The organism is Candidatus Komeilibacteria bacterium CG_4_10_14_0_2_um_filter_37_10, from assembly GCA_002793075.1.
Taxonomy (GTDB): Bacteria; Patescibacteriota; Patescibacteriia; order UBA1558; family UBA1558; genus UM-FILTER-37-10.
In genome coordinates this window covers 1-12,009 of the sequence record PFPO01000004.1, presented here as the reverse complement: position 1 = coordinate 12,009, position 12,009 = coordinate 1, and the positions used below count along the sequence as shown (strand labels likewise).

Genomic DNA, 12,009 nt, shown 5'->3' with positions numbered 1-12,009 from the left:
CGGAATTTTAGCTAGACCGTCCAGTAACGAGTAGTGACTATGAGTATGAAGGTGAACGAATGACATAATAAAAAATGAGAACCAAGGCAATTAGTTTTGTTAATAAAAAATAAAACCAAATAAGAGCTATTCGGTTTTTTTTGTTTTTCTTTTAGTGCCGTCTTTTTTTTCTTTGGCAAACTCGAACAATTTCTTGGCTCCATCAATAATTAGTGGTAAATAGGAGCTAGCTTTTTGCATTCTTGTTTTTGCTTCGTCAAAGAATTGATTAACGCCATTAGCCATTTTTGCCACCTGATCCATAGTTTCCGCAACGCGTTTAATGATGTTGATTACATAATAAATAAACCAACAAACAAACGCTGTAAACCAGAGGACGCAGAAGGCAATGACTATATTGAGTAAATCTTTTGATGTTTCCAGCATAAGTAATTTTAGGTCTTTATTATACCACAGAAAGATTAATATCTGAAGAAATTGCTTTTTGGATAATTTAACCAATTTAACTCCCGGCGTTGTCAACTCCCGGCGTGGAATTCTATTTGGTTAAAACTATAAAAAAATGGTAAAATATAATTAATTATGGCTACCCCTAACAACAGTTATGGATTATCCGATCAGCAGTTAAAATATGCTTATTGGTATATTTTACACAAAAAACAGCTGCAGCGAATTTTCGTACAGATTCTTTTAGTGTTGTCTACAGTAATGTTTATTTATATTCTCTACGGTTTGTGCTGGTATTGGTGGCGGGGAGCAACAGAGCTTGATTATTGGCGCTTGCAGAACCCTAATTATATTAAATGGGCAGCTTATTATCAGAATGAACGCATTAGAGATTTGATTATTGATGATGTAAAAGTTTTTCCTACCGGAGCTAAGCGAGTAGATGTTGGCGTTTTGATAGCTAACCCGAATGAAAATTGGGGTATTAAACAAATAGATTATTATTTTGTTTTGGCTAGTGGCGAGAAGACGCCAGTGCAAAGCAGCTGGTTTCTGCCCAGTGAAGAAAAATATTTATTAGCTTTGGGCATTGATTCCACCAGTCAATCAGCGAGCCTGGTATTAGCAAAAAAAGAGTGGCAGAGATTACGTAAGGATCGGCCTTTTCCGGAAATTAATTTAATCGTTGATCAAATTCAGTTTAAGTCAGCTCGGGAGTTAGGCGTTTCCTTGTTACGTGGCGGACAGTTGGAATGGCAGGTAACCAACAAATCAGTGAATAATTTTTGGGATGTTGGTTTCCAGGTAATTTTACTCAGTGGTGCGCAACCAATTGCTTATAATTATATACAAATTAATGAATTGCCCAGTTTGAGTAGTAAGAATCTGATGGTGAGCTGGGCGGAAAATATTCCGACGGTTAGTTCGGTCAAGATTATCCCCCAGATAAATTTATTTGATCCTAAAGTCTTAAAAGAATAAGCTATGTTTAGTTGGCTGATTTGGTGGAAAAAGTTGGATTGGTTTTTGATAATAAATATTCTTTTTCTTAATCTTTTTTCTCTGGCGGCGCTTTATAGCTTAACGAGCCAAGAAAATATGAATTGGTCTAATCTTTTTATTCGCCAGGCCTTTTTTATTTTGCTGGGATTTGCTTTGCATTTATTAATCTCTCGCATTGATTATCGTATTAGTAAAAATTATAATAAGATTTTTTTTCTCTTTGTTTTTATTTTATTAGCCCTGGTTTTAATCGCCGAACCGATTCGTGGTGTTAGTAGTTGGTTTGCTGTTTTTGGTCAAACCTTCCAACCGGCTGAATTTGCTAAACTGGCTATTGTTTTTTTCTTAGCAAAATATTTAAGCGAGAAAAGTAAAGTTTTCTATCTTTGGCGCCATGTTTTATGGACGGGATTAGTCGTTGCTGTAATTGCGGCAATGGTAGCTCAGCAACCGGACTTTGGTTCGGCTTTTATTATTTTTTGTTTATGGCTGGTTGCTATTTTGATGACTAAGATTAATTGGCGGCAAGTGTTGACAATTTTTGGTGTTATTATTGTTGGCGGTTTTATAATTTGGAATAGTTTTTTACAACCCTATCAACAAGCGCGTATTATGTCCTTTATTAATCCTGAGCAAGATGCGCAGTCCCATGGTTATAACGTTCAACAAGCGATCATTGCCGTTGGCTCCGGACAGGTTTTGGGCAAAGGCTTGGGACTCGGTACCCAGAGCCAACTTAATTTTTTACCAGAACAGTACTCAGATTTTATTTTTGCTGTTATTGCTGAAAGTTTTGGTTGGTGGGGAGTACTGCTTTTGCTTTCATTGTATTTAGTTTTTTTCTGGCGCCTATTAAATGCCGTACGGGAAGGCGGTGATCCTTATGGAACCTGGATGTTACTTTGCTTTTTTATTTATCTCAGCGTCCAGACAATTATTAATATTGGTATGAATATTGGCATTTTGCCAGTTACCGGTATTACTTTACCATTTGTTAGCTACGGTGGCAGTTCATTGGTGACTAGTTATATTGCCTTGGGTTTAATTCAAAGCTATTTAATTAGTAAAAAAGAAAAGCTCTTTGTTTATGGTCAGAGTAAGGAGTTTTAGTCAGGTTTTGCCAACCCCTATTGACCAAGGTCATGAAATATGATTTAATGTTGTTGCTAAACACCACCAATTTTATTCATTTATATTTAATTTATGGTTATTCAAGATGTTATTTTAAACTCCCAAATCAGAGAGTTGGGTAATAGAGGAGTCTTAAAAGCCGGATTGCGCGTAGGTAAAATTCCCGCTGTTATTTATGGCTTTCAGCAAGCCAATCAAAACATTTGGTTAGATAAAAAAGAGGCCGAGAAAGTCTATTTACAGGCTGGTACTTCCACAGTTGTCGCCTTGCAATTACCGGATGGTAAGACGACTAAGATTATTTTTCGGGAAGTGCAAAGAGATCCAGTAAAAGATAGTATTATTCATATTGATTTAGTAGCTATAGATTTAACTAAACCAGTAGAAGTAACAATACCTATTCATTTAGTCGGTGAGTCACCGGCGGTAAAATTTATGGGTGCTATTATGATTCAGTCTTTAGATCATTTGGATATCAAGTGTTTGCCAGAAAAATTGATTCATGAAATCAAGGTAGATATTTCAACTCTGGCTGATTTAAATGACGCTATTCATATTAAAGATTTAGCTTTAAGTGAGGGTGTGGAGTATGAAGTTGATCCCGGGCAGATGATTGTTTCTGTACGCGCACCAAAGGTAGAAGCTGTTGCGGCGGTGGCAGCGGCACCAGCGGAAGGTGAGGCAGTAGCAACGCCAGTAACTGAAGAAAAGAAAGAAGACGGTAAAAAATAAATTTATTTCGTTGACAATAAAACCACTCTTGTTTGTTCAAGGGTGGTTTTTTAATTAGTGTGGACTTTTTAGGAATATTTAGATTATACTTGATAAGTAGTGGATGAATTTATTTGTTAAAGGTTATCATAAATAGCATGCCAGAAGTTTTAAAAATAATAATTAATTCCTTGCCCGCGGAAAAATTTGATTGGTGGTTAGAAGGTAGTTTTGCTCTGCGTCTTTGGGGTCTGGCGGTTGTAGTCCGGGATTTAGACATCGTCACCAATGATCGGGGTATAGATATTTTTCGTCAAGCCTTGGCTACTTATATTCAAAAAGACAGCCATGATCCGATTAAAGGTTGGCAGTTGATTCTTAATATTAATAATCAAGAAGTAGAGATCAGTTCTTTTGCTGATCGTACCATCAATGTTTTTGGTCTAGCTCAAGAAGTAGCGTGGCAAGGATTAACGGTGCCAGTTTTACCCCTGGTGTGTATCAGGGGTTTGTATGTTGCTATTAACAGAGTAGATAAAGTTTTAGCGATTGATAAATTTATTAAGGGCTAGTTCTTGCTTGGTGGACGATAAGTAAATTTTAACTAATCTATTTAATCCTTGTGTATCGGTAATCAAGTCATATTGATAAGCGGGCATTTTTTGTTGGAGTAAATACGTCATTTGTGTTACTTGTTCGGGATTAATTTCTAAAAAAAGAAACTTGGGTTGATAGTGGTACTGATTAATTTGTTCCAGTAGGCGTTTATATACTCGTAATCCATTATTCCCGCCCAAAAGAGCACCTCGCGGTTCATGAAGAATGGTTTTTTCTTTCAGTTCTTCTGGTTTAAGATATGGTAAATTAGCCAAGATAATCGTTGGTTTAATATTATTCTGGTAATAGGGGGTTAATAAGTCGCCTGTTAATAAGGTAATATTGGTAGCATGTGCATGACCATTGCATCGGGCTATTTGCAGTGCTTTTTTACTGATATCACTACCAAAGAATTGATTGTTGGGCCAAAGTTTTGCTGCGGTTATTACGAGACAACCACTACTGGTCCCGAGATCAGAAATTTTTTCTTGAGCTGGTTGGATGATATTTATTTGATCAATAAAAAGTTCGGATTCTGGCCGCGGAATCAGGGTGTGTTTATTTACGGTAAAAGTTAAATTATAGAACTCTTTTTTTTGTACTAAGTAAGCCAAAGGATAGTCTTGTCGCCGTCGCGATAAATAGTAGAGAAAGCGTAATAAAATAGTGAGAGAAAATTTAAACTCTGGATGAGTAAAAATAAAAGTCCTTTCTTGTTGGATAAGATAGGCTAAGATTATTTCTTGGTCTTGGTGATAAAAATATTTTTGGTACCAAGATTTATTACTGATCTGGTATAGCGAGAACATGTTCTGATTGATGTAAGACGGTAATTATTTGATCTAGATCACCATCAAGAATGGTGGTAATATTGTGCCACGACTCTTTGACACGATGATCGGTAATACGATCTTGGGGCCAGTTATAAGTTCGTATTTTGTCACTGCGATCGCCAGTTCCGACTTGGGACTTTCGATCGGCAGCTTCTTTCGCTCTTTTTTCATCTTCACTTTTTTGTAATAATCGCGAGCGCAATACTTGCATTGCTTTCATTCTGTTCTGTTGTTGTGATCGCTCGTCTTGGCAGGAAACAGCCAGGCCAGTCGGTAGGTGGGTAATACGTACTGCTGAGTAGGTCGTATTAACACTTTGGCCGCCATGACCAGAGGCACAGAAGGTATCAATACGCAGATCCTTACTTTCTATTTTTAAATCCACTTCCTCAGCTTCCGGGAAGACAGCGACAGTCGCAGCGGAGGTGTGAACACGACCAGCTTTTTCTGTTTCTGGCACTCGTTGTACCCGATGACCGCCACTCTCGAAATGAAGTTTTCCATAGGCATCGCGGCCGATAATTTCAATAATCGCTTCTTTGATGCCACTTAATTCAGTTCTACTCAAAGAGATAATATTCATTTTCCATCCTTGTCGTTCTGTGTAGCGACTGTACATACGCATTAAATCAGCAGCAAAAAGTGCTGATTCGTCACCACCAGTACCAGCTCTTATTTCCATAATGCAATTTTTTTTGTAAAGCGGATTAATTGGGGTAATGAGTTCATTAATTTCATTTTTTAGTTGCGGCACATTTATTTGTAGTTGATTAATCTCTTCTTGAATCATGTTTTTCATTTCACTATCTGTTTCTTGAGCAATTTGCTGTAGTAAATCATTAAGTTCTTTTTCTTGTCGTAGGTAGAGATCAATTTTTTCGACAATTTCGCGAATCTCTGAGTACTCTTGGGATAATTTGGTTAACATTTCCGAGTTTTGTAAAACAGCCATTTCTTGCATGGCTTTTTCCAGTTCCTCTTTCTTTGTTTGGTATTGCTTTAATAAATTTTTCATAGTTTTACCTAAATAAAAAACTCCAACAAAAATCGTTAGAGTTTTTTAGCATCGAAGTTATTTTTCTTTTTTATCTTTTGCTCTAGCAAGACTGGCGACTTTCTTAGCCTTTTTACCTTTACGGACAGCAGAAGCCGCAGTTTTTTTAGCGGCCAAACGGGAGAAACGATCAACCCGACCGGCATTATCAATCAATTTTTGTTTACCAGTATAGAAAGGATGACAACTGGAACACATTTCTATTTTGATTTCCGGTACTGTTGAGCCAACAGTAAAAGTATTACCACAGGCGCAAATGACTTTGGCATCAGTATAATATTTTGGATGAATGTCTTTTTTCATAGTAAAATAATAGTAAATTAACGAATATAATATAGCAAATCACTTTCTTTTTGTCAACGCCTAATAAAAAACTCGTTAATCCTGATTGTGGAATAACGAGTAGTGCTTTATTGTTGTAACTGTTGATCGATAAAGTTGACTAAATCTTTTTTTAAATCAAAACGATTGGTGTAAACGAATTCCTGATGATTGATTATTTTAGTTGAGTCTTTAGCAATAACAGTTATCTTTGATTGGTTCGCTGAGAGGATTTTGCTGACGGTAGGATGAACTTTTTTTTGTAGCAAATCAGAGCTGATCAGTAAGAGATCAATTTTCAAGTTAGCGGGTATTCTTTGGATGTGATTTATTTGCGTAAAACAATGAACATCAAATCGGTCTTGGTCGTTGAGCGTACTGGACAGATTTCGACAAAATCCATAGTCCGGATGAATAATAAGTACCTTTCGTCTGGCAAGGTTTTGTTTTATTCTTTTTTTCATCACAGCTCCTATTTTTTGGTGAAAGGAACAATAGTTTATTATGGATAAACTAGCATTACTATGATAATAAGTCAAAAATTGATTAATTTTACTGAACCTAATTGGGGAAATTTTCATTTAACCTTTTAGGCTTTTAGATTTTTGACTAACAGCAAAAATACCCATAACTGTAATATAGGTAGCAGTAAATTCCGGCGATATTTGATAGTGGGGATTAAAGGCGGCGAAGAAGATAAAGATAATCATCAAGACTGTCCAGATGATAATAAATAATTCGCCAAAATGCTGTGATATATAAGCTTTATTTTTCCAGCGCGTAAATTCTTTAGTGCCAACATAGATCGCTAAAATCGCACCATAAACTAAAGATAGGCTACTTAGCGAACCATTAAAATAACGATCATTAATTAAAAAATCGGCAACAAAAAACAAAAGAGTTAAGCAACCCCAGAAGTTGACCAGTAAACGCCAGAAAAATAGTTGTTTATCAATTGGCATGATCATATTTTATCACGGCTTGGATTACTTGCCAATGTTGTTTATTTCTGTTAATATAATGTTGCTTAATTAATTAACTCACATGCAAGATCAGCAGCCAATCCTGTTTTTAGCCATTAGTGTTAAAAATTTGGCTGAAAAACTGCTTGGATGGCGGTAAAAGGAAAAACAATATGACAGTAGAATTAATCGATTTACTAAAAGCCGGAGTGCATTTTGGTCATACCAAAGCCAAAAGACATCCTGGCATGGAACCCTATATTTTTGGGATTAAACAAAATATTAGCTTGATTGATCTGGAGCAAACTCAGATTAAGCTAGAAGAGGCGACTAAATTCGCGGAAGAGGTAACTGCCAATAATGGAGTTATTCTTTTTGTTTCCAGCAAAAAGCAAGCTAGTGAAATAGTAAAACAAGCAGCTATTACTGCGGGTATGCCTTATATTAATACCCGTTGGCTGGGCGGTACTTTTACTAATTTTGATAACATCATTAGTTTGTCCAAGAAATTGAAAAGGATGGAAGAACAAAACGCGAAAGGTGAATGGAGTCGTTATACCAAGAAAGAATCTTTGGAAAAAGAAAGAGAAGTGGTAAAGTTAAAAAGTATGGTCGAAGGCATTGCCTCGATGGAGAAATTACCACAAGCCGTTTTTTTGGTTGATGTTAAGAAAGACGAAACCGCTTTAGCGGAGGCTAAGAAGAAAAAAATTCCGATCATTGCTATTTGTGACTCTAACTCTAATCCGAAATTGATTGATTATCCAATTCCTGGCAATGATGACGCTGTTAAATCAATTCAAATTTTAACTAATGCAATTGCTGACGCTTGTGTACTAGGCAAGAAAAAGCAAAAATAAAAGATAACTAACAATCAAATAATATGAGCATGGATCTAATAAAAAAGTTGCGTAATGCAACTGGCGCTGGGATGAACGACTGTCATTTAGCGTTGAAAGAAAATAACAACGATTACGATTTAGCTTGTGAATGGTTACGCAAGAGAGGGCAAAAAATCGCCAGTAAGAAGCAGGACCGTCAAATTAAAGCGGGATTAATCGAATCTTATATCCATCCTGGTGGGCAGGTTGGTGTTTTACTAGAAGTTGGTTGTGAAACCGATTTTGTGGCGCGTAATGAAGATTTTAAAATATTTGTTCATGAGGTAGCTTTGCAGATAGCAGCAACTGCTCCCCAGTATGTCAGTCCTGAGGATATTCCTACTGAAATTTTGGAAAAGGAAAAGGAAATTTATCGGGCGGAAATGGCTGATCAAAATAAACCGACGGAAATTGTGGAGAAAATTATTATGGGCAAGCTGGAAAAGTTTTATCAAATTAATTGTTTGTTAAAGCAACTCTATATTAAAGACGATAGTATGACCATGGAGAAAATGTTAGTTGATGTAACGGCTAAAATTGGGGAAAAAATTGTTCTCAGTAAATTTACTCGTTACGCCATTTAATCACTATGCGTTTAACTAAAAATAAAAAAGCATTATTGAAATTATCCGGTAAATTATTCAGTGGATCAGAGGCTGGTTACAATTTTGATTTGGCCGGTGAGTTGGCAGCGGAGATTAAATATTTGAAAAAAGAGCATGTCGATTTAGCTGTTGTCATCGGTGGTGGTAATATTATCCGTGGGCGTTCTATTGATCCCACTAAAATGGTAAAGGAGCAAGCGGATTATATGGGTATGTTAGCAACGATCATTAATTGTTTGGCTTTATCAGCTGTTTGGCAGAAAAATAATATTGATTGTGTTGTTTTATCACCCTGGCAAATAAAACCCGTAGTACAATTAGCAACGCCCGCAGCGATCAAAAAAGCGTGGCAGCAGAAAAAAATTATTATTTTTGCTGGTGGTACTGGTAAACCAGGTGTTTCTACGGACACTGCTGCTGTTTGGCGAGCTAGTCAGATTAAGGCCGATATTATTCTTAAAGCAACGGATGTGGACAGCGTTTATGACAGCGACCCGAGAATTAATAAGCAGGCCAAGAAAATATCATCTTTAACTTGGCGGATGGCTTATCAACAAAAACTAAAGATTATGGATGAACAAGCTTTTCGCTTAGCAGAAAAAAAGAAAATTCCCATCCTTATTTTTGAATTAACAGCAAAGAATGTTCGTTTGTCAGCACTGGGTGGCAAGATCGGTACGCTAGTGAGTGCTAGTAAATAATTTTGACTGTTACTTGGAGCCAGCCAAACAACAGAGACATTTAACTTTTAATTTTTTTCTATTTACATATGAAAGCCATTGAATTACAATTTGCCCATTGGGATCAAATTTATCTTTTTTTATTTCCCGAAAAAACTGACCAAACAAAATTAAGTATTGGTGATTACCTGGTGGTAAAAACAGCCCTCGGGCTTGATTTGGGAAAAGTTGTTGGTTGGCGTGAAATAAATGAAGATAATACCGTCGAGGATCAGCAAGTTAAACCCTATATTCGGCGCGCTACTGATGATGACTTAGCACAGTATCAAGAAAATAATAAGGACAATGAAAGTAAATTAGTACAGTGTCAAGAAATGGTTAAGAAAACAACTCTGCAAATGAAATTAGTAGATTGTTTGGTTTCTTTTGATGGCAGTAGGATTGTTTTGGCTTTTATCGCCGATGGCCGGGTTGATTTTCGTGAGTTAGTAAAAGAGTTAACTAAAAAATTTAAAAAATCTATTCGTATGCACCAGCTGGGTGTTCGCGATGAAGCGAAAATAGTTGGCGACATCGGTTCCTGTGGTCGCCGAATTTGTTGCCGTAGTCATTTGAAAGAGCTGGGCAATGTTTCCACTGATTATGCCAAAGATCAACAAGTAGCCCATCGTGGCAGTGAACGACTTTCTGGTCTTTGTGGCCGTTTAAAATGTTGTTTGGCTTATGAAGAAGATTTTTATCAAGAACGACTGAAGAAATTTCCGGTTGTTGGTAAGGTGGTCAAGACCAAAGATGGTCAAGGAGTAGTAATTGGTGTTAATGTTATCAAGGGCACTTATGATGTTAGGGTGGAGGATGACAAAAAAGGCTCTAACATCGTGAAGGTTGAAGTAAAGTAATATTGACAGAATTAGTAATTTATTCTAAGTTTTAGATAATATAGTTTTCATAGTTCCTTCAACAAATTAGGAGTTAGTATCATACCAGAAGAAATTCACTGTTATGCGTGTAAAAATTCTCTGGATTTAACCAAGAGAGATAATATTCGGACGGGGTGTGAAAGCACTACACCCGCCGCCCCTTGTTCCCAATGTGGATTAATGCATTTCTTAGGTTCCGGTAATGCTGTAATGACCAGGACCAAACCACAACAAGGATTGTATTTAATTTCAGTTGATGATAAACATTATAAATATGATCATCAAGACATTATTCAGAAATAGAATTACCAAAGCATTAACCCCAGGGGTTGGTGCTTTTTTTATTTGTTAAATCATAATATAATCAAATAGTTAATAAATTATCTATAAATACTATGACCAAGAATAAAATAAGAGTGGCGATCAACGGTTTTGGCCGTATTGGTCGAGCAGCTTTGAAGATTGTCCAAGCAAAAAGTAATGTAGAAGTGGTGGCTATTAATGATTTGACGGAAGCGAAAACACTGGCTCATTTGTTAAAATATGACACTGCTTATGGTCAGTGGCAGGGTACTATTGAGGCTAAGGGTAGTTATCTAGTAGTTAATAAAAAAAGAATTCCAGTTTATGCACAGTTGGAACCGGAAAAATTACCCTGGAAAAAGTTGAAAGTTGATGTTGTCTTAGAGTGCACTGGTAAGTTTCGTACTAAATCTTTGGCTAGCAAACATTTACGCGCTGGCGCTTTGAAGGTGATTATTAGTGCACCAGCTAAAGGTGACGGAGTGGCAACACTAGTTCTGGGTGTCAATGAAGAAAATTATCGGAAACAAAAGGTGGTTAATAATGCCTCCTGTACGACAAATTGCGTAGCGCCAATTGTGCAAATCATTGATCAAGCTTTTGGTATCGACAAAGCCATGATGACTACTATTCATGCTTATACTGCCGATCAAAATTTAGTAGATGGTCCACATCAGGATTTACGCCGAGCGCGGGCAGCTGCTTTAAATATTATACCAACCAGTACTGGTGCTGCTGAGGCCGTAGCGCAAACATTACCACACTTAGCTGGTTCGTTTGACGGCCTAGCCGTCAGAGTACCGGTGCCAGTAGGCTCACTTGCTGATTTTACTTTTGTGATTAAAAAAAAGGTAACAGTCAATCAAGTAAAAGAAGCTTTACAGAAAGCTAGTCACCAGGTTCGTTATAAAAATATTGTACAAATTAGCCAAGAACCACTCGTTTCTTCCGATATTATTGGTAATCCATACTCGACGAGAGTTGATTTGGGTTTAACACAAGTCGTTGGCGGTAATTTGGTCAAGATTGTTGCTTGGTACGACAACGAATGGGGTTATGCCAATCGTTTGGTGGAACTCGCAGAATATATTAGTCAATAATTAGTAGTTGTCCACAGTTTCTCTCTTGACAATAAAGTTTTAAAAAAATAAGTTATAGTTACAAAGAAAACAGGGTTCTGAAAAGAGCTCTGTTTTTTTCTTTGTATCTAAGAGTAATCAATTTTGAACTTTAACAAAAAGGAGTTAGTGATGAAAAAGCTTAATTTATTATTGGTGCTTATTTCATTTTATTTGCCAGCCCAGGATTGGCAAAATGTTTATGAGCTTTATCAGCCCATTTTGACCGACCATTTTTATACCAGTAGTTTAGCGGAAGTAGAGCAAGTGGTAAAGAATAAAGGTTACATTAATAATGGTCCTGTTTTTCAGTGGTCCTTGGTAGCTTTCGCTGGCAGTGTGCCAATCTATCGTCTGTGGCATGATTACGATCATTTTTATACTGTTTCTGTAGTGGAAAAAAATAATGCCGTAAGTCGTGGTTATATTGATGAGGGTATCGTT

At 36.7% G+C, this 12,009-nt stretch carries 16 protein-coding genes; 10 read left to right on the top strand and 6 right to left on the bottom strand.

From position 1 onward, the window contains the following. Positions 1 to 126 precede the first annotated feature (126 nt). Positions 127 to 501, bottom strand: coding sequence for a hypothetical protein (locus COX77_00180; GenBank protein PIZ99912.1), 375 nt, complete (start codon positions 499 to 501; stop codon positions 127 to 129). 81 nt (positions 502 to 582) lie between these two features. Here COX77_00180 and COX77_00175 point away from each other — a divergent pair, with 81 nt between their 5' ends. The 4 genes from COX77_00175 to COX77_00160 all read left to right on the top strand — a co-directional run bounded on the left by COX77_00175 (position 583) and on the right by COX77_00160 (position 3,863). After that, a complete protein-coding gene (locus COX77_00175) occupies positions 583 to 1,428 on the top strand; it encodes a hypothetical protein (GenBank protein ID PIZ99911.1) in 846 nt (281 codons plus the stop codon). 3 nt (positions 1,429 to 1,431) lie between these two features. Continuing rightward, on the top strand, positions 1,432 to 2,559 hold the full coding sequence (locus tag COX77_00170; protein PIZ99910.1) for a hypothetical protein: 1,128 nt from the start codon (positions 1,432 to 1,434) through the stop codon (positions 2,557 to 2,559). A 93-nt stretch (positions 2,560 to 2,652) separates the two neighbouring features. Beyond that, the gene (locus tag COX77_00165; protein ID PIZ99909.1) at positions 2,653 to 3,312 is read left to right on the top strand and encodes a 50S ribosomal protein L25; all 660 of its coding nucleotides are present in this window, start codon (positions 2,653 to 2,655) and stop codon (positions 3,310 to 3,312) included. A 137-nt stretch (positions 3,313 to 3,449) separates the two neighbouring features. Continuing rightward, the gene (locus COX77_00160; GenBank protein ID PIZ99908.1) at positions 3,450 to 3,863 is read left to right on the top strand and encodes a hypothetical protein; all 414 of its coding nucleotides are present in this window, start codon (positions 3,450 to 3,452) and stop codon (positions 3,861 to 3,863) included. Here COX77_00160 and COX77_00155 read toward each other — a convergent pair. The 5 genes from COX77_00155 to COX77_00135 form a co-directional block, all read right to left on the bottom strand. Next, complete coding sequence (locus tag COX77_00155) at positions 3,834 to 4,697, bottom strand: hypothetical protein (GenBank protein ID PIZ99907.1); 864 nt, start codon at positions 4,695 to 4,697, stop codon at positions 3,834 to 3,836. The genes COX77_00160 and COX77_00155 overlap by 30 nt on opposite strands. Next, positions 4,672 to 5,736 (bottom strand): peptide chain release factor 1, encoded by a 1,065-nt coding sequence (locus tag COX77_00150; protein ID PIZ99906.1) that lies wholly within the window; start codon positions 5,734 to 5,736, stop codon positions 4,672 to 4,674. The genes COX77_00155 and COX77_00150 overlap by 26 nt, the downstream gene beginning before the upstream one ends. A gap of 57 nt (positions 5,737 to 5,793) precedes the next feature. Beyond that, a complete protein-coding gene (locus COX77_00145) occupies positions 5,794 to 6,078 on the bottom strand; it encodes a 50S ribosomal protein L31 (GenBank protein ID PIZ99905.1) in 285 nt (94 codons plus the stop codon). A 107-nt stretch (positions 6,079 to 6,185) separates the two neighbouring features. Further along, the gene (locus COX77_00140) at positions 6,186 to 6,677 is read right to left on the bottom strand and encodes a hypothetical protein (protein ID PIZ99904.1); all 492 of its coding nucleotides are present in this window, start codon (positions 6,675 to 6,677) and stop codon (positions 6,186 to 6,188) included. After that, entirely contained in the window at positions 6,678 to 7,064 is a 387-nt protein-coding gene (locus COX77_00135; GenBank protein ID PIZ99903.1) for a hypothetical protein, read from the bottom strand. A gap of 113 nt (positions 7,065 to 7,177) precedes the next feature. Here COX77_00135 and rpsB point away from each other — a divergent pair, with 113 nt between their 5' ends. The 6 genes from rpsB to COX77_00105 all read left to right on the top strand — a co-directional run. Further along, on the top strand, positions 7,178 to 7,918 hold the full coding sequence (gene rpsB / locus COX77_00130; protein ID PIZ99902.1) for a 30S ribosomal protein S2: 741 nt from the start codon (positions 7,178 to 7,180) through the stop codon (positions 7,916 to 7,918). A 23-nt stretch (positions 7,919 to 7,941) separates the two neighbouring features. Next, complete coding sequence (gene tsf / locus COX77_00125; GenBank protein ID PIZ99901.1) at positions 7,942 to 8,523, top strand: elongation factor Ts; 582 nt, start codon at positions 7,942 to 7,944, stop codon at positions 8,521 to 8,523. A gap of 5 nt (positions 8,524 to 8,528) precedes the next feature. Then, positions 8,529 to 9,245, top strand: a complete 717-nt coding sequence (gene pyrH / locus COX77_00120) for a UMP kinase (protein ID PIZ99900.1) — start codon at positions 8,529 to 8,531, stop codon at positions 9,243 to 9,245. A 68-nt stretch (positions 9,246 to 9,313) separates the two neighbouring features. Next, positions 9,314 to 10,123: a stage 0 sporulation protein gene (locus tag COX77_00115; GenBank protein PIZ99899.1), complete on the top strand. Its 810-nt coding sequence runs from the start codon at positions 9,314 to 9,316 to the stop codon at positions 10,121 to 10,123. A gap of 416 nt (positions 10,124 to 10,539) precedes the next feature. After that, positions 10,540 to 11,547, top strand: a complete 1,008-nt coding sequence (gene gap / locus COX77_00110) for a type I glyceraldehyde-3-phosphate dehydrogenase (GenBank protein ID PIZ99898.1) — start codon at positions 10,540 to 10,542, stop codon at positions 11,545 to 11,547. Positions 11,548 to 11,697: 150 nt separating this feature from the next. After that, positions 11,698 to 12,009, top strand: a 312-nt coding sequence (locus tag COX77_00105; protein PIZ99897.1) for a hypothetical protein, incomplete at its 3' end; no start/stop codon positions are given.

Excerpts from the sequence above, each read along its gene's own strand:
- COX77_00170 (PIZ99910.1), top strand. The coding sequence starts at position 1,432 with ATGTTTAGTTGGCTGATTTGGTGGAAAAAGTTGGATTGGTTTTTGATA.
- COX77_00145 (PIZ99905.1), bottom strand. The coding sequence starts at position 6,078 with ATGAAAAAAGACATTCATCCAAAATATTATACTGATGCCAAAGTCATT.
- COX77_00150 (PIZ99906.1), bottom strand. The coding sequence starts at position 5,736 with ATGAAAAATTTATTAAAGCAATACCAAACAAAGAAAGAGGAACTGGAA.
- COX77_00155 (PIZ99907.1), bottom strand. The coding sequence starts at position 4,697 with ATGTTCTCGCTATACCAGATCAGTAATAAATCTTGGTACCAAAAATAT.
- COX77_00160 (PIZ99908.1), top strand. The coding sequence starts at position 3,450 with ATGCCAGAAGTTTTAAAAATAATAATTAATTCCTTGCCCGCGGAAAAA.
- COX77_00115 (PIZ99899.1), top strand. The coding sequence starts at position 9,314 with ATGAAAGCCATTGAATTACAATTTGCCCATTGGGATCAAATTTATCTT.
- COX77_00165 (PIZ99909.1), top strand. The coding sequence starts at position 2,653 with ATGGTTATTCAAGATGTTATTTTAAACTCCCAAATCAGAGAGTTGGGT.
- COX77_00175 (PIZ99911.1), top strand. The coding sequence starts at position 583 with ATGGCTACCCCTAACAACAGTTATGGATTATCCGATCAGCAGTTAAAA.
- COX77_00140 (PIZ99904.1), bottom strand. The coding sequence starts at position 6,677 with ATGAAAATTTCCCCAATTAGGTTCAGTAAAATTAATCAATTTTTGACT.
- gap (PIZ99898.1), top strand. The coding sequence starts at position 10,540 with ATGACCAAGAATAAAATAAGAGTGGCGATCAACGGTTTTGGCCGTATT.
- COX77_00135 (PIZ99903.1), bottom strand. The coding sequence starts at position 7,064 with ATGATCATGCCAATTGATAAACAACTATTTTTCTGGCGTTTACTGGTC.
- tsf (PIZ99901.1), top strand. The coding sequence starts at position 7,942 with ATGAGCATGGATCTAATAAAAAAGTTGCGTAATGCAACTGGCGCTGGG.
- pyrH (PIZ99900.1), top strand. The coding sequence starts at position 8,529 with ATGCGTTTAACTAAAAATAAAAAAGCATTATTGAAATTATCCGGTAAA.